Source organism: Pseudomonas sp. RIT-PI-AD, assembly GCF_025642785.1.
Taxonomy (GTDB): Bacteria; Pseudomonadota; Gammaproteobacteria; order Pseudomonadales; family Pseudomonadaceae; genus Pseudomonas_T.
On record NZ_JANZKU010000012.1, the window covers coordinates 84,907 to 101,969 of the forward strand.

At 65.5% G+C, this 17,063-nt stretch carries 13 protein-coding genes; 6 read left to right on the forward strand and 7 right to left on the reverse strand.

Features of this window, described 5'->3' with window-relative positions:
• Positions 1 to 95: 95 nt before the first annotated feature.
• Positions 96 to 1,592 carry a YifB family Mg chelatase-like AAA ATPase gene (locus OGL92_RS12590; protein WP_263143958.1) on the forward strand — a complete coding sequence of 499 codons (1,497 nt, stop codon included), beginning with the start codon at positions 96 to 98 and terminating at the stop codon, positions 1,590 to 1,592.
• Between the two features lie 36 nt (positions 1,593 to 1,628).
• On the opposite strand, the gene OGL92_RS12595 is transcribed toward OGL92_RS12590, so the two are convergent.
• Complete coding sequence (locus OGL92_RS12595) at positions 1,629 to 3,422, reverse strand: zinc-dependent metalloprotease family protein (protein WP_276583957.1); 1,794 nt, start codon at positions 3,420 to 3,422, stop codon at positions 1,629 to 1,631.
• 90 nt (positions 3,423 to 3,512) lie between these two features.
• A complete protein-coding gene (locus OGL92_RS12600) occupies positions 3,513 to 4,163 on the reverse strand; it encodes a hypothetical protein (protein ID WP_263143959.1) in 651 nt (216 codons plus the stop codon).
• Positions 4,164 to 4,466: 303 nt separating this feature from the next.
• Here OGL92_RS12600 and OGL92_RS12605 point away from each other — a divergent pair, with 303 nt between their 5' ends.
• From OGL92_RS12605 to OGL92_RS12625, 5 genes are all read left to right on the forward strand, one after another.
• Positions 4,467 to 4,796: a hypothetical protein gene (locus OGL92_RS12605; protein ID WP_263143960.1), complete on the forward strand. Its 330-nt coding sequence runs from the start codon at positions 4,467 to 4,469 to the stop codon at positions 4,794 to 4,796.
• Between the two features lie 529 nt (positions 4,797 to 5,325).
• Positions 5,326 to 5,859: a hypothetical protein gene (locus OGL92_RS12610; protein WP_263143961.1), complete on the forward strand. Its 534-nt coding sequence runs from the start codon at positions 5,326 to 5,328 to the stop codon at positions 5,857 to 5,859.
• 170 nt (positions 5,860 to 6,029) lie between these two features.
• Positions 6,030 to 7,454, forward strand: coding sequence for a hypothetical protein (locus OGL92_RS12615; protein ID WP_263143962.1), 1,425 nt, complete (start codon positions 6,030 to 6,032; stop codon positions 7,452 to 7,454).
• Between the two features lie 172 nt (positions 7,455 to 7,626).
• Positions 7,627 to 8,958 (forward strand): hypothetical protein, encoded by a 1,332-nt coding sequence (locus OGL92_RS12620; protein WP_263143963.1) that lies wholly within the window; start codon positions 7,627 to 7,629, stop codon positions 8,956 to 8,958.
• Between the two features lie 87 nt (positions 8,959 to 9,045).
• Entirely contained in the window at positions 9,046 to 10,377 is a 1,332-nt protein-coding gene (locus OGL92_RS12625; protein WP_263143964.1) for a hypothetical protein, read from the forward strand.
• Here OGL92_RS12625 and OGL92_RS12630 read toward each other — a convergent pair.
• The 5 genes from OGL92_RS12630 to OGL92_RS12650 are packed head-to-tail and all read right to left on the reverse strand — an operon-like array spanning position 10,374 to position 16,971.
• Positions 10,374 to 10,751 (reverse strand): response regulator, encoded by a 378-nt coding sequence (locus OGL92_RS12630; protein ID WP_263143965.1) that lies wholly within the window; start codon positions 10,749 to 10,751, stop codon positions 10,374 to 10,376. The genes OGL92_RS12625 and OGL92_RS12630 overlap by 4 nt on opposite strands.
• A 48-nt stretch (positions 10,752 to 10,799) precedes the next feature.
• Entirely contained in the window at positions 10,800 to 12,050 is a 1,251-nt protein-coding gene (locus OGL92_RS12635; RefSeq protein ID WP_263143966.1) for a hybrid sensor histidine kinase/response regulator, read from the reverse strand.
• Positions 12,044 to 12,628, reverse strand: coding sequence for a chemotaxis protein CheB (locus tag OGL92_RS12640; protein ID WP_263143967.1), 585 nt, complete (start codon positions 12,626 to 12,628; stop codon positions 12,044 to 12,046). Before OGL92_RS12640 ends, OGL92_RS12635 begins: the two co-directional genes overlap by 7 nt.
• Positions 12,629 to 12,659: 31 nt before the next feature.
• Positions 12,660 to 13,478 carry a CheR family methyltransferase gene (locus tag OGL92_RS12645; RefSeq protein ID WP_263143968.1) on the reverse strand — a complete coding sequence of 273 codons (819 nt, stop codon included), beginning with the start codon at positions 13,476 to 13,478 and terminating at the stop codon, positions 12,660 to 12,662.
• Between the two features lies 1 nt (position 13,479).
• Entirely contained in the window at positions 13,480 to 16,971 is a 3,492-nt protein-coding gene (locus OGL92_RS12650; RefSeq protein WP_263143969.1) for a response regulator, read from the reverse strand.
• Between the last annotated feature and the right edge of the window lie 92 nt (positions 16,972 to 17,063).

A 17,063-nucleotide genomic window follows, 5' to 3' on the forward strand; every position in this document is an offset into this window, starting at 1 on the left:
TTGGCCCGGCGCTGGACGTCACCCGCCGCCGCTCCTAGACTGCCCCGCGCAACGCCACACGACTCGGCCCCGCGCCGCACGATCAAGGAGCGATCATGTCACTGGCCATCGTCCACAGTCGCGCCCAAGTGGGCGTCGAAGCACCTGCTGTCACCGTCGAAGCGCATCTGGCCAACGGCCTGCCGTCCCTGGCCCTGGTCGGGCTGCCGGAAACCGCGGTCAAGGAAAGCAAGGACCGCGTGCGCAGCGCCATCCTCAACTCGGGTTTCGACTTCCCGCCCCGCCGCATCACCCTCAACCTCGCCCCGGCTGATTTGCCGAAGGACGGCGGGCGCTTCGACCTGGCCATCGCCCTGGGTGTGCTCGCCGCCAGCGGCCAGGTCCCCGCGGATGCACTGGACGGCGTCGAATGCCTTGGCGAACTGGCCCTGTCCGGGAGCCTGCGACCGGTGCAGGGCGTGTTGCCGGCGGCGTTGGCGGCTCGCGCGGCGGGCCGGGCGCTGGTGGTGCCCCGAGCGAATGCCGAGGAAGCCTGCCTGGCCAGCGGCCTGCGCGTCCTGGCCATCGAACACCTGCTGGAGCTGGCCGCCCACTTCAGCGGCCAGACCCCGTTGGCGCCTTATCAGGCCCAAGGCCTGCTGCGGCGCCTGCGGCCCTACCCGGACCTCGCCGACGTACAGGGCCAGCACGCCGCCAAGCGCGCGCTGCTGGTGGCCGCCGCCGGCGCGCACAACCTGCTGTTCTCGGGTCCGCCCGGCACCGGCAAGACCCTGTTGGCCAGCCGCCTGCCGGGCCTGCTGCCGCCGCTGGACGAAGGCGAGGCCCTGGAAGTGGCGGCGATCCATTCGGTGGCCAGCCACGCGCCGCTGGACGCCTGGCCGCAACGCCCGTTCCGCCAGCCCCACCACAGCGCGTCGGGGCCGGCATTGGTGGGCGGCGGCAGTCGGCCGAAACCCGGGGAAATCACCCTGGCCCACCGCGGTGTGCTGTTCCTTGATGAACTGCCGGAGTTCGATCGCAAGGTGCTGGAGGTGTTGCGCGAGCCCTTGGAGAGCGGCGAGATCGTCATCGCCCGGGCCCACGACAAGGTGCGCTTCCCGGCCCGCTTCCAACTGGTCGCGGCGATGAACCCCTGCCCCTGCGGCTACCTGGGCGATCCCAGCGGGCGCTGCCGATGTACGCCGGACCAGATCCAGCGTTATCGCGCCAAGCTGTCCGGGCCCCTGCTCGACCGCATCGACCTGCACCTGCGGGTGGCGCGGGAGGCGACGGCGTTGCAGGTCGAACCCTTGGCGGGATCGAACAGCGCCGAGGGCGCCGCCCAGGTCGCGGCGGCCCGGCAACGGCAACTCGGCCGCCAGGGCCGGGCGAATGCCTTTCTCGATCTCGAAGGGTTGCGTCGCCATTGCGCGTTGAACGACACGGATCGCCACTGGCTGGAAAATGCCTGCGAGCGCCTCGGCCTGTCGTTGCGGGCGGCCCATCGGGTCCTGAAGGTGGCGCGGACCCTGGCCGATCTCGAAGCGTGCGAACGGATCGCCAGGAGCCATCTGGCCGAGGCCCTGCAATACCGCCCGAGCGGGCAGACCTGACCGGCGGGGAAGCTCCCCGCCGGCGCGGTCCGGGGGTTACAGGCGGTCCACGCTGACGTCATCGACGAACAGCGATTGCGCCGGCTGGTCGCCCACCAGGATCAGTTCGACCCGCTTGAGGTTGCCGGCCGGGAGTTGGACCTGCGCCTGCAGGGGCACCCAGGTGTTGCCCGCGGTCTGGCGCAAGCCGAGGGACTGGTAAGTGCCCTGGCCGCGGGCATCCTCCACGTACAGGTAGCCGTACACCGAGCCCCTGACCCGGGCGTCGCGACCCAGCGCCAGGTTGGCGCTGACGCGGTAGGCCCGGCCACCCTCGACGTTGCCCAGCAGGCTGACGCTGGCGCCGCTGCCGGCCGCGCTGCGCCCATAGGCTTCGAGGGCGCCGCGACCGCTCCTGGCGAAGGCGCTGGCGCGCACGTAGCCGTAGAAACCGCTCCAGCCGGCGACCCCGCGCTCGAAATCGAAGGCGATCCGCGCCGGTGCCGGCGGCAACCCCGGCGCGGCGCCGGTCCACTCGCTGAGTTGCACCTCGTCCGCCAGCAGGCTGGCGCCGCTGTCGGTGACCGCCGCGACGTACAGCGCGCGGGTGCCCGCGGCCGGCTTGAAGGTGAAGCGCTTGTCGAAGCGGGTGAACTCGTTGCCGGTGATCGACAGGCTGATGGCCTGCTGGTTCTGGAAGTTCAGGCGCCCGTCGGCACCTTCCTCGAGGACGGCCAGCATCGCGTTCTCGCGCTGGCCCGGGGTCTTCAGCATCAGCTTGCCCTGCAGGCGATACTCGGCGCCGACGCGCAGCCCGCTCACCGGGGTCGCGAGGATGTCGAACGAGCGCGCATCCATCTGTACCACATTGTCGCGGCAACCCTGGCCGACGTTCAGCAGGCTCAGCTCGGCGGCGCCGTAGAGGCTGCGCCAGCCTTCCAGGCCGCGGAACTCGGGATCGGCCAGCAGCCCTTTGAGCTCGGGCTTTTCGCACCAGGGCAGTTGCGGCGTCGGCGGCTGCGGGTTGCCCGGGTCGGGCTGCGCCACCTTGGTCGGCCGGTAGGCGGCGATCTGCACGGCCATCGCGTTCAAGGCGCGCACCGCGTCGGCCTTGCCGGCTTCGCCGCAGGCCTGGTTGGCGCATTCGCCTTGTACCAGCGCCGGGTTGGAAAAGAACGGTGCCTGCACCGTCGCGCCATACACATGGGGGTAAGCCATGATGGTGCTGAACTTGCCGTAGACGCCGTAGCCACGGCTCCACTCGAAGGTGCCGCTGTGGCTGTTGCCGGTGCGGTAGTAGCCCTCGCTCTGATCCTGTTCGTAGGAGTGGCGCAGGCCCATGTTGTGTCCCGCCTCGTGGGCGAAGGTGTTCAGGCCGCAGTCGACGCCCACCAGGTTGAAGGCGACGTCCTTCGACCAGTCGTAGAACTGCCCGCTGTTCTTCGCGCCGCTGCCCATGTAGCCGATGCCGCAGGTGAGGAAACCGCCGCCGGCATCCGCCGACAGGTTGATCAGGCTGACCACGTCGGCGCCGTACTGCTCGCGCAGGCGCAGCACGCCGGCATCGCTCTTGAAGCGATCCAGGTTGGCCGAGGTGACGTCGGGGAGTTGCGCCCAGTCGAGCAACTGCTTGTGTACCAGGCGCATGCGCAGGTCGACGCCGCTCTTTTCGTAGGCGCGGTTGGCGAATTCGATATAGCTGGCGATGCGCGCGTCGATGTCGCGGCCATTGCGGTTGGCCACGGCGTCCGGGGTGTAGAGCACCAGCACATCGACCGTCTGCGGCGCCGCCTGGGCGCCCAGCGCGGCGGCGAGTAGGGCCGGCGCGGCCAGCCATTGCATTCCTTTCATGGGTGTTCTCCTAAGGGTTTCGAGGGATTCGGCGGATTGGCGGCAAGGCGGGGCCCGCCACCACGCGGGTGGAGGCCCGGCCGGCGGGCGTCAGCCTTGTGCGGGAGGAGCCAGGGGCGGCAGGGCCTGCCGCTGGAATTCGACGTGGTCGCTGTTCGGGTCGCTGCGCCGCGCCAGCTCGTTTTCGTCGGTGATCACCGTCTGGCCGCTGGCGTTGTCGACGATCAGCGACAGGCTGCCGCCGAGGGTGGCGACGCTGATATGGGTGTCCAGGCGCCCACGCACCAGGGTCATGCTCTCCATGGGATGCGCATCCAGCAGGCGCGCTTCCCACACCTCCAGGCCATCGGCGTTGTGGGTGGCGGTCAGCTCCGCGCGCAACGGCTCGGCGCGCCCCGGCAGGGGCACCGTCAGGACCTGACCCTCGTGCAGGTCGGCGAGCACCGCCGGCTCGGCCTGCAGGTAATGCACCGGCACGCCATCGGCCTGGCCTTCACGGAAGTCCGCGTGGGGGAACAGCTCGGTTTTCGCAGCCGCGGCGGGAGCGGCGCCCTTGGCCGGCAGGCTGGCAACCGGCGACGGAGCGGGCAGCGCCGGGGCGGTAGTGGGCGGTTGCGCCGCGGACGTGGCCGCGACTATGGCAGCCGGTTCACGGGTGTCGTCGTCGAAGTACATCAGGCTACCGACCGCGGCACCTGCCAGCAGGAGGGCACCTGCGATCACGCCATATTGTGCGGACATTCGCGAACTCCATGGATAAATGAGGCGGCAGTTATAACCAATCAATTATCGATTGAACGAAACACGTCCGGACCAACGACAGGAGAATGTGAAAGCGGTCGGGAAAAATAAGCCACCGTCACGTTCAAACATGAACCAGTTCCAACTTTCGCCGCCGCGCATTAATTACACCGGGTTCACATTTATGCCCGAGCGCAGGCGCCACGCTCTGGAGATCATTCGAATCGAATGCGTATGAAGGCTGTCGATGTGGCAGTATCGGGCCGGTTTCAGTCGCCATCGGATCCCGTTATGCGCAGGCAAATGCTGATGTACACCGCCAGGACGTTTCCGCTCCTGTTGGCGACGCTGCTCGCCGGATGCGTCCATCGCGCCAGCGACTCGGCAGCCATGGAGCGCGACTTCGAGGCTTGCAAGGCTCTCGTCGAAACGGCTGCGACCCGCGACTTCAAGGCCTCGACGGTCGAATACGCGAGCGAGGGTACCTACCGGATCAGCGAAGACGACGAAGCGATCATCGAGATCGACGTCACCCTGCGGGGCAAGTCGCGCGCGCTGCACAAGTCCGCGTTATGCACCTTGCCTTGGTTCGGGAAAGAACAGCTGGTGCTGACGGACCCCGTCCTGAAATGAATATCCGAGAGTGTTGCACGGGTACTCGCATATATATATCGCGCCTATCGAGCGCCGATATCGAATCGCCACTCCAACGGCGACAGGATGAACCGCGAGAGAATAATGAATGGGATAAAGACGGTCGCGCCAAACGTAGGGACAACTATTCAAGGGTGCCTTCCGAATTGAATTACCGGCCATTATCCTTCGCCACATCCTGACTATCGGCGCGCGTTCTCCAGCGCTGTAAAACGGGAGACCCGCTTTACCTACCCTTTACACCCCACTGACCGTCCGCTGCAGTCTAAAACCTTGCCCGAAAGGAATCGGGCTAACGTGTTGGAAGCTCAAACGCTTTCTTGAAGCCCGCCCTGAGCGGGCTTTCTTTTGTCCGCGCGCTGGCGGATCCCATCCCAGGCATGGGCTTTCCCGGTCGGGTCATGGAAAAAAGCGCCGCGACACTGTGACACCCATCACATTCCACTGAAAACCCTCTATAGTGCGCGCCGCCAAAATCCCCTACTCGGTCCGACATGGAGGTCGCCCCGTGCGAGCCATCTTCCTTCCCCTCGCCCTTTCCCTGCTCACCGGTTGCGCCAGTATCGTCAGCGAGAGCAAATACCCGGTCAACATCGTCACTTATCCGGCAGGTGCCCAGGTGGACATCCACGACCGCAACGGCGTCGCCATCTACACCGGCACCACGCCGGCCCTGGTCAACCTGGACTCCGGCGACGGCTATTTCGGCCGCGCGGCCTACACCATCGACCTGAAGAAAGAGGGCTTCGTGCCCGCTCAGGCCCACCTGCGGGCGTCGATGAACGGCTGGTACTGGGGCAACATTTTCTTCGGCGGCCTGATCGGGATGCTGATCGTCGATCCCCTTACCGGCGCCATGTACAAGTTGCCCACCAGCAGCATCAGCCAGCTCGACGCCTTGCCTCCACCGCCAGTCACCCCCATGCCTGCCGCCGGGACGGCGATCCCGGCCTCGAAGACCGAGGAAATCCGCGACCTGCAACAATCCAACCTGCCTTACGAGGAATACCAGCGTCGCTACGAAACCATCCAGGCGAAGTGACAGGCACCGGCGTCGCCGAACTCCCGCTGGCGGCACCCCGGAAACTGTGCGCTGGTCGGCGTTCGGCAGCATGGCCTTCTGCCAAAGCCGGCGCGGCGCCCTAGAATGACCGCGCCACGGAGCGCGTTCACGCTTCGCATCTGGATTCCCCGACACAGGAAGCGTCATTCATGCGCAAACCCGCCTTTCCCGCCCTGCTCACCGCTTGGTTGCTCTCGGCCCCGGCCCATGCGATGTACCTCAATGCCAACGGCGAGGGCCAGGTGCTGTTGTTCCCGCTCTACAGCACCGAGGCCGGCAACGACACCCACCTGCACATCACCAACGGCAGCACCGACTATAAGGCGGTCAAGGTGCGCGTCCTCGAAGGGATGAATTCGCGCACGGTGCTGAGCTTCAACCTGTACCTGCAACCCAACGATGCCTGGACCGGCGCCCTGGTGCGCACGGCCGGCGGGGCCAAGTTGGTCTCCTCGGACAGCTCCTGCACCGTGCCGCGCATCGAGCGCACCAACGGTCTGGAACTCTCCGCCAGTGCCTACCAGGGCAACGACTATGCCGCCGGCCAGGGCGGTCCGCAGGACGAGGCGCGCACGCGGCTCGGGCATATCGAGGTGATCGAGATGGGCGTGCTGCCCGCCGACATGGTGCTCACCGGCCTGGTGACCGGCAGTGCCGCCCAGGTCGCCTCGGCGCTCGACGACGGTGGCCGCTCCGGCGATTGCTCGGAACTGCGCTCGGCCTTCGCGGCAGGCGGCCTCTGGGAGCGCGACCCCGGCGCCGGCGTGCTACCGGCCAGCGGCGGCCTTTACGGCACCTCGACGCTGATCAACGTGGAAAAAGGCAACGAAGATGGCATCGGCGCCCTCGCTTTGGAAGGGTTCTGGCCGGCCAATGCCAGCCAGCACACCCGCCCCGAGGTGGACGCCCCGCGGCTGGACGCCGGCGCCACCGAGGTGATTTTCGCCGACGGCAGCAAGACCACCTTCTCCCGCGGCATCGACGCCGTCAGCGCGTTGCTGATGACCCCCTGGCTGAAGAACGACTACGCCTACGGGGTCGGCTTGAACGCGGAAACCGACTGGGTGGTGACCTACCCCACCAAGGCCTTCTACGTGACCCCGGCCTTGTCCGGCTCCGGCTCTGCCCGCGCACCCTTCAGCCATGCCTGGACCTCCAGCCGCGGCGGCACGGCCTGCGACAGGTTGCCGATCTCCGCTTACGACCGGGTCGGCCATCTCATCGGCAGTTCGGATAACGATCTCTGCTGGGCGACCAACGTCATCAGCCTGAACGACAGCGACATCGTCGGTCACGGCTCGGTCGGTCTGATCCTCAGCGACGCCCGCTACCAGGCCGGCTGGCTGCGCATCGACCAGCCGTCCAAGGATTTCCGCCTGCAATCCGCCAGCGGCCGCAGCGTCTACGGCCTCCCGGCCACCGGCTTCGCCGTGACGCGCATCCAGAACGGCGACGTCGGCGGCCTGCTCTCCAACTACTCGGCGGCCTGGCCCCACAAGGTCTCGCGCAAGCTCAGCAGCAGCGGTGGCGGCAGCGGCAGCGGCAGCGGCAGCGGCAGCGGGACCGGTAACTGAAAACGACCTCTGGACGACGCGACGACCTCCTGGCGGGGCGCGTCTGTGCCTATCGCTTCGGCTCATCCATGTCGGCGATCGCGCGCGGATGCCGCCAGATTGGGCGCCGCGTAGAGGGCACTCATCGAAGCGTCCCACGACGGGCCTTCTTCATTTCATAAGGACAAATGGCATGAATGTTTCTCGCTCCCTCACCCTGGCCGCCGCGCTGTGCCTGTCCTGCGGTGCAGGCGCCGTGGAACTCTCGGTCGGCGGCCAGGGGCAGGCGCTGATCTACCCGATCTACAGTGTGGACTCGGGCAACGACACGGCGATTCACGTCACCAATGGGTCTGCCGAGCCGAGTATCGCCAAGGTACGCATCCTCGAGGGCATGACCGGCAAGGTGGCCCATAGCTTCAATCTCTACCTGGGTGGTCACGATGTCTGGACCGGCGTGCTGACCCGCAGCGGCGATAGAGCGCGCCTGATCAGCGCCGATACCAGCTGCACCCTACCGCGACTGCCGGCCGAAGGTGTGGAACTGGGCACCGGCGCCAATCCAGTCCTGGCGCCGCGCACTCGGGTGGGCGCTGTCGAAGTCATTGAAATGGGAACGCCTGACTTCGCCTTGGAAGACGCCCGGACGCAACTCACGAACTTCTTCAGCGGCAGTTGTGACAGCCTTTACGGCGCGTTCGCCGAAGGAGGTCTATGGGCCCTGGACAGCCGGTATGGACTCAAGCCCCCAAAAGGCCGGCTCTCCGGCAGCGCGACCCTGACCAACGTGATGAATGGTCATCAGATCGGCGTGGATGCCACGGCGTTGGTGAACTTCAGCGTACATGCGCGCCAAACCCGCCCGGAAGATCCCGAGCCGACGCTGGGTCAAAGCGAAACGAGTTACGCGACAATGCGTAGCGCTGTGGTGAAATTCCGCACCGGTGCCGATGCTGTCACGGCCCTGCTGACTCGCCCGAGCGCCGAAGGGGACTTCGCCTATGGCGCGGGGCTGAACGCGGAGACGGACTGGGTCCTCACCTTTCCCACCAAAGCCTATGTCAACGCCCTGACCACGCCGGATATGGAGGGTGAGCGCTACTCGCCCTTCGTAACGACCCCTGGCGCGAACGGCCTGACTTGCGAAGAGGTCGGAGTCGGTTTCGTGAATCGCGACAGCGAGCCACAGCGGGGGTTCGGTGCCACGATAAACCTATGCGCCATCACCAACATCATCGGCCTCGGCGACAGCGATATCCTGGGCGGTCAGTACGTACGCACACAGGTGCCCGCACCCAACACCACCGGCCGGATGAACATCCCGCTGATAGCGTTCGAGTACATTCCAGAGCTGCACATTAAGCGGAATTTGTGGCCGATTTCGCCCACCCCCTTCGACCTCGAAGGGCTGGGAGTGATCGGACTCTCGCTCACCCGAATCCAGAATGGGGACGTAGGCGGGCTGCTGTCGAACTATGTGAGCGTCCAGCGCCTCACGTCGCGAACCGATGCGGTTTCCTTTTAACGCAGCTGTGTTCATAGAGCCCTTTAGGGTGTCATGGTCGAAGCGCCCCATGACGGGCCTTCTTCATTTCACAAGGACAAAAATGACATGAATGTTTCTCGCTCCCTCGCCCTGGCCGCAGCATTGGGCCTGCCCTGCGCAGGCGCCGTGGAACTCTCGGTCGGCGGCCAGGGGCAGGCGTTGATCTACCCGATCTACAGCGTGGAGTCCGGCAACGACACGGCGATTCACGTCACCAACGGGGCGCTTGACCCGAGTATCGTCAAGGTACGCCTTCTCGAGGGCGTGGGCGGCCAGGTGGCCCATAGCTTCAACCTCTACCTGGGTGGTCACGATGTTTGGACCGGTGTGCTGACCCGCAGCGCCGACGGAGTACGTCTGATCACCGCCGATACCAGTTGTACCCTGCCGCGACTGCCGGCCGAAGGCGTGGAACTGGGTGCCGCTGCCGATCCAGCCCTGGCGCCGCGCACGCGAGTGGGCATTGTCGAGGTCATTGAAATGGGTTCACTCGACCCCGCTGTCGAATATTCCGAGTGGAAGCAACTCAATGAGTTCTTCTCCGGCGGCAATTGTGGAGGTCTTTCCGGCGCGTTCGACGCAGGAGGTCCATGGGCCTTGGACCGCCACTACGGACTCAAGCCTCCAAGAGGCCACCTGTCCGGCAGTGTCACCCTGACCAACGTCATGAATGGTCATCAGATCGCTGTGGAAGCCTCGGCGCTGAACGAATTCAGCCAAAATGTCCGGCAGACCCGCCCGGAAGATCCCGAGCCGACGCTGGGCCAGAGCGAAACGAGCTATGCGACCATGCGCGGCACGGTGATACCGTTCCGCAACGGCGTCGAGGCTGTCACGGCCCTGCTGACTCGTCCGAGCGCCGAAGGGGACTTCGCCTATGGCGCCGGCCTGAACGCGGAGACGGACTGGGTCGTCACCTTCCCCACCAAGGCCTACCTCAACGCCCTGACCACGTCGGATATGGCGGGCGAGCGCCACTCGCCGTTCGTAACGACCCCTGACGAGAATGGCCTGACCTGCGAACGGGTCGATACCCTGCTCGCAAGCCGCGAGGGCGAGCGCGAATCCAGCGACAGGATAAATCTCTGTGCCATCACCAATATCATCGGTCTCGGCGACAGCGATATCCTGGGCGGCCAGTACGTTCGCACACGGTTGCCTGCACCCAAATACGATACCGGCTGGTTGGAACTGACACTGTCGGGCTACGACGACACCTCAGAGTGGAGCAGCTACAAGCGGAATCTCATGCCGATCGATCCTCCAGCGCCCTTCGAGCTGAAAGGGTTGGGCATGATCGGGCTCTCGCTCACCCGTATTCAAAACGGGGATGTGGGCGGCCTACTGTCGAACTATATGAGCGCCAAACGCCTCACATCGCCAACCGACCCCTATTAACGCAACAACGTCTCCATGGTGCGCTTGAGGGTGTCCATGGAGAAGGGTTTGCCGAGGACGGTGGCCTTGTCGAGCACATCGCTGCCGGTCTCGAAGATTTCCGTGGCGTAGCCGCTGATGAAGATCACGTTGAGGTCGGGGCGCAGTTTCAGCGCGGGTTCGGCGATTTTCACCCCGGAGACGCCGCCGGGCAGGCGGTAGTCGGTGATCAGCAGGTCCAGGCGTGGCCGGCCGGCGAGGATGAGGAAGGCGGCATCCGCCGAGTCGGCCTGCAGCACGTGATAGCCCTCGCCCGACAGGTAGTCGACGAGCAACATCAGGATCAAGGGTTCGTCCTCGACCACCAGCACCGTTTTCTTCACTGAATGTCCCATCCGCTTTCCACTGGTTCGGCCGATCCGGCCCGTGCAGGCTGCGCCGCGTTAGCGGGCGCTGACATCGTCGCCGAGGCCTGCCCCTTCGACAGCCGCGATCGCCCGGTCGTTCGGCTCGCCCAGGGGCAGGTGGACGCAGAACAGCGAGCCCTCGCCCGGCGCGCTCTGCACGGTGATGCTACCGCCGTGGGCCTTGACGATCTGTTCCGAAATGTAGAGCCCCAGCCCCAGGCCGGCCACGGCGTCGTTGCCCACCCCGCGCTCGAACTGCTGGAAGATCCGCTGCTGGTTTTCCGGCGGGATGCCGATGCCATGGTCGCGCACGTCGATGCGGGCGCCTTCGGCGACCGGGTAGACGCGTACCTCGATGGGTTTCTTCGCCCCGTAGCGCAACGCATTGGTCAGCAGATTGGCGAGGACCTGTTCGATGCGGAACTCGTCCCAGACCCCGACGATGGGGGTATGGCCCAGCACCGATATCTCGTATTCGGCGGTCGCCACCTGGTGGGAGAAGCTTTCCACCACCTGGGTCACCAGGCGGGTCAGGTCGAAGCGCTTGGGCCGGATCGATAGCTTGCCGGTGCGGATGCGCGACACGTCGAGCATGTCTTCGATCAGCCGGATCAAGCTCTGCAACTGGCGCTCGTCGCGGGCGAACATGGCGCTCAGCTTGTCGAGGGTGAAGGCTTCGGCGTTGTTGCGCTCCAATTGCATCTTGCGCAATTGGGTGTCGAGGATCAGCCCGTTGAGCGGCGTGCGCACTTCGTGGGAAACCATGGACATGAAGTCGTCGCGCATGCGCAACGAACGTTGCAGTTCGTCTTGGGTCGAGCGCAGCTCGGCGAGCAGCGCATCCTGCTCCTGGCGGCTGCGTTCCAGCGCCTCGACCTGGCGCATCATCACCTTGCGCTGACGATAAAGGTCGACGAACACGTTGACCTTGCTCTTCACCGCGTGCACGTCGAGGGGCTTCTGCAGGAAGTCCACCGCGCCGCTTTCGTAGCCCTTGAACGCGTAGTTGAGCTCGCGCCCGGCGGCGCTGACGAACACGATGGGGATGTGCTTGGTCTTTTCCGTGCCGCGCATCAGCTCGGCCAGCTCGAAGCCGTTCATCCCAGGCATCTGCACGTCGAGGATGGCCAGGGCGAACTCGTGCTCCAGCAGCAGCGCCAGCGCCTCGTCGGCGGACAACGCCTTGTACACCGCGCGTCCCTCGCGCTTGATCAGCGCCTCGAGGGCCAGCAGGTTTTCCGGCAGGTCGTCGACGATCAGCAGCTTGCTTTCGGTGGCGCTCAGCATGAGGAGGGGTCCAGTTGGGCCAGCACGGCGGGCATCTCGCGCAAGGGAAGTATAAAGTCCGGTCGATGCAGCGCCAGCGCGGCCTGCGGCATGGTGGGCACCTGGGCGTCGACGGGGTCCTGGACCAGGGTCAGGCCGCCGCGGCGCTTGATCATCGCCAGCCCCGCGGCACCGTCGTCGTTGGCGCCGGTGAGCAGCAATCCGGCCAGGTTGACGGTATACACGTCGGCAGCCGACTCGAACAGGATATCGATCGACGGCCGTGAATAATGTCGCGGTTCCTCGCGGCTGAACGAAAAGCTGCGATCCTGCTCGATGGACAGGTGGTAACCCGGCGCGGCGAAATACAGGGTGCCGGCGGCCAGCGGCTCCTTGTCCTCGGCCTCCTTCACCCGCAGCGCCATGCGCGTCTGGAACACCTCCGCCAGGCGGCTGTGGCGTTCCTCCGGCAGGTGCAGCACGGCGACCACCGGCACGCCGTAGTCCGCCGGCAGGCAGGCGAACAGCTCCAGCAGCGCCTGCACGCCGCCGGCGGACGCGCCGACCACCAGCGCATCGATGCGACGGGTTGGCGTCAACGGCGGCACAGGCGTTCACCCCGGGGCTGGTTCATAGTTTGCGGAAGATCCGTTCTTGCCGGACCAGCGGCTCGAAGCTGGTGGCATAGGCGGAGAAGTCCAGGCTTTCCTTGCTGCCCAGGCCGAGGAAGCCGCGATGGCAAAGCGACTCGTGGAACAGCCCGAAAGCCCGGTTCTGCAGCTTCTTGTTGAAATAGATCAGCACGTTGCGGCAGGAGATCAAGTGGGTTTCGGCGAACACGCTGTCAGTCGCCAGGCTGTGGTCGGCGAAGGTCACCCGCTCGCGCAGCGCCTTGTCGAACAACGCGCCGTCGTAGGCGGCGATGTAGTAGTCGGAAAGCGATTGGCGCCCGCCGGCCTTCTGGTAGTTCTCGGTGTAGCCGCGGATGTTGTCCAGGGAAAAGATGCCCTGCCGTGCCCGCTCCAGGGAGTGCGGGTTGATGTCGGTGGCATAGAGGATGCTGCGCTCCAGCAGCCCCTCTTCCTTGAGCAGGATCGCCATGGAATAGACCTCTTCGCCGGTGCTGCAGCCGGCGATCCAGATCTTCAGCGACGGGTAGGTGCGCAGTACCGGGATCACCTGCTGGCGCAGGGCGAGAAAATAGGTCGGATCGCGGAACATCTCGCTCACCGGAATGGTGAGGTATTGCAGCAACTGCATGAAGGTCTGCGGCTCGTGGAGCACGCGCTCCTGCAAGGCCGAGATGGTCTTGCAGTCGAATTGGTTGAGGGCGTGCAGCACCCGGCGCTTGAGCGATGCGCCGGAGTAGTCGCGGAAGTCGTAGCTGTACTTCAGGTAGATCGCTTCGATCAACAGCCGCAGTTCGATTTCGATGTCGCGATCGGACATATCAGATCCGTTCCAGTTTCGGCATCCAGACGCGGATCAGCGAGAACAGCCGATCCAGGTCTATCGGCTTGGCCAGATAATCGTTGGCGCCGGCTTGCAGGCAGCGTTCCTGGTCGTCCTTCATCGCCTTGGCGGTGACGGCGATGATCGGCAGCTTGCGCCAGCGCGGGTCCTTGCGGATTTCGAGGGTCGCCTGGTAGCCGTCCATCTCCGGCATCATCACGTCCATCAGCACCAGGTCGATGTCCTCCACCTGGTTGAGCTTGTCGATGGCTTCCAGGCCGTTGCGCGCCACTTCCACGTCGGCGCCCTTCTGCTCAAGCGCGCTGGTGAGGGCGAAGATGTTACGCACGTCGTCGTCCACCAGGAGGATGCGCCGGCCCTCGAAAACCTTGTCGCGGCTGCGCGCGGTCTTGAGCATGCGCTGGCGATCGCTGGAGAGCTCGGACTCCACCTTGTGCAGGAACAGGGTGACCTCGTCGAGCAGGCGTTCCGGGGAGCGCGCGCCCTTGATGATGATCGAGCGGGAATACTTCATCAGCTCCGCTTCCTCGTCCCGCGATAGGTTGCGCCCGGTGTAGACGATCACCGGCGGGAAGGAGCAGATTTCCTCACTGGCCATGCGCTTGAGCAGTTCATTGCCCTGCATGTCCGGCAGCTTCAGGTCGATGATCATGCAGTCGAAGATCGTCGTGTGGAGTTTCTCCAGGGCTTCGCTGCCCAGCTCGACGGCGGTGATCTCGATGTCGTCGTCGCCGATCAGGCGGGCGATGCTGTCGCGCTGGCGGGCGTCGTCCTCCACCAGCAGGATGTGCTTCACCTTCTGGTCGAGCTTGGCCTCCAGCCGGCCGAACACTTCCTTCAATTGGTCGCGGGTGGTGGGTTTCACCGCGTAGCCGATGGCGCCCAGGTGCAGCGCCGCTTCCATGCGGTCCTCCACGGAAATCACGTGGACCGGGATGTGGCGGATCTTCGGGTCTTCCTTGAGCTGTTGCAGCATCGACAGCCCGGAACCGTCGGGCAGGCGCATATCCAGCAGGATCGCGTCGGGACGGAACTGGCGGACCAGGCGGAGGCCCTCGTCGATGCCATGGGCGACCAGGCAGTTGTAGTCGAGCTCGCGGGCCAGGTCGTAGAGGATCTTGGCGAACTTCGGCTCGTCCTCGATCACCAGCACGGTGCGGCCGGCGAAGGGCGCCTGGTCGCGGTCGTCGGCGAAGCTCGGCAGCGGGACTCGCTCGACCACCGGCGACGGCGCCAGCATGGGCCGCTCGATCAGGCTCGGGGTCGGCGTCAGGGGGAGACTCGGCGAGGGCGCGGGCGATACGTCGAGCAAGGCCTCCTCGTAGGTCTCGGGCAACAGCAGGGTGAAGGTGCTGCCGACCCCCGGCTCGCTGTGCACGCCGATGGAACCGCCGAGCAAATTGGCCAGGTCGCGGGAAATCGACAGGCCCAGCCCGGTGCCGCCATAGCGACGGTTGGTGGTGCCGTCGGCCTGGCGGAAGGCCTCGAAAATGCTTTCCTGCTGATCGTCGCGGATGCCGATGCCGGTGTCGCGCACCGCGAAGGCGATGCCCTTCGGATGCCGGCTCACGCTCAGGCTGACCTGCCCTTTCTCGGTGAACTTGAGGGCGTTGGAGAGCAGGTTCTTGAGGATCTGCTCGACCCGCTGGCGGTCGGTGAACAGCACCTTGGGCGCGGCCTCGTCCAGGTTCACCTCGAAGCTCAAGCGCTTCTGGCTGGCGAGCGGCTGGAACATCGTCTCCAGGGACTCGACCAGCTTGGCCACGCGGGTGCTCTCCGGACGCACGTCCAGCTTGCCCGCCTCGACCTTGGAGATGTCGAGGATGTCGTTGATCAGGTTGAGCAGGTCGTTGCCGGCGGAATAGATGGAGTCGGCGAACTTGACCTGCTCTTCGTTGAGGTTGCCCTGGGCGTTGTCCGCCAGCAGCTTGGCCAGGATCAGCGAGCTGTTCAGCGGGGTGCGCAGCTCGTGGGACATGTTGGCGAGGAATTCGGACTTATAGCGGCTGGCGCGCTGCAGGTCCAGGGCACGCTGCTCGAGCTGCTCCTGGGCATCGTTGAGCGCCGCGTTCTTCTGGTTCAAAACGTCGCGCTGGTCGGCCAGGGCCTGGGCCTGCTCGGCGAGTTGCTCGTTGGTCTGCTCCAGCTCGGCCTGCTGGCTTTCCAGGTGGCTCTGGGATTCCTTGAGGATCCGCGACTGCTCCTCCAGCTCCTCGTTGGCGGTCTTCAGCTCTTCCTGCTGGACCTGCAGTTCTTCGTTGAGCTGCTGGGTTTCGGCCAGCACTTCCTGCAAGCGATGGCGGTAGCGCGCCGCTTCGATCGAGGAGCCGATGTTGCTGGCGATCAGCCTGAGGAACTCGACGTCGCGCTCGCTGGGCTTGCGCAGGAAACCCAGCTCGACCACGCCGTTGACCTTGTCGTCGTCGGTGAAGGGCAGCACCACCACGCTACGCGGCAGGCCCTCGCCCAGGCCCGAGGACACCTTCAGGTAGTTCTCCGGCAGTTCGTCGAGCTGCAGCAGCCGGCGCTCCTGGGCTGCCTGCCCGACCAGGCCCTCGGCGCTGTAGAACGACTGGTCGGCCTTCTCCTGCTCGCGGGAAAAGCCGTAGGACGCGACGCGGGTGAGGCCGCCGTGGTGCTCGCGCACGTACAGCGCGCCCACCGCGATGTCCAAGTAGTGGGCGAGGAATTCCAGCACGCCGCGACCCAGTTGGTTCAGGCCGGGCTGGCCGATCAGGCGTTCCGCCATCTGGGTCTGGCCGCTGCGCAGCCAGGCTTGCTGATGCAAGACCTGGGCATGCTCGTTCTGCTGGCGCAGGGCGTTGTTGTAGGTACTCGACAGGGCCATCAGCTCGCGGCGGCCGAAGTACGCGAGGAACCCGCTCAGGGCCAGGCTCAGGCTCAGGTAGAGGGTCACCAGCCAGAAGGTGCTGGAGTTGGCGGTGTTCTGACGATCGAAGCGCAATCGCTCCTCGGTGGCGATGAAGTCGACGAACTCCTTGCGCACCTCGTCGGTGAGCCGCTTGCCACGCCCGGTGCGGATGATGTCGGCGAGGTCCTGCCCGCCGCGGCGCTTCTCGATCAACTCGCGGGCCACCTCGCCCCACTGGTGCTGCAGGGCGGCGATGCGCTTCAGGCGGTCGATCTGCTGAGGGTTGTCCGCCACCAGTTCCAGCAGGGTTTCGATCTGGGCATCGAACCGCGGCAGCGCCAGTTCGTAGGGATCCAGGAAGCTTTCGTCGGCGGTGATGAGGAAGCCGCGCATGCCGGTCTCCTGATCCACCGCCAGCTTGGCCGCCTCGTTGGCGTTGCCGATCACCCGATCGGTGTGCTCGACCCATTCGAGCACGTTCAGCAGATAGCCGATGAGCACGGCGAAAAACACCGCGCTGAGCAAGCCCACGCCCAATGGCAGGGTCACATTGCGGGCAAGGATACGGCGAAAACGTTGCTCGTCGAGGCTGTTCATCGGGACTTCCGAGTACGAAGGCTGGGTACGGCCGATCAGGGAGAAAGGCAAAGCCCCGGATGGTAATGGGGCCACTGGAAGAGTTCAAACCA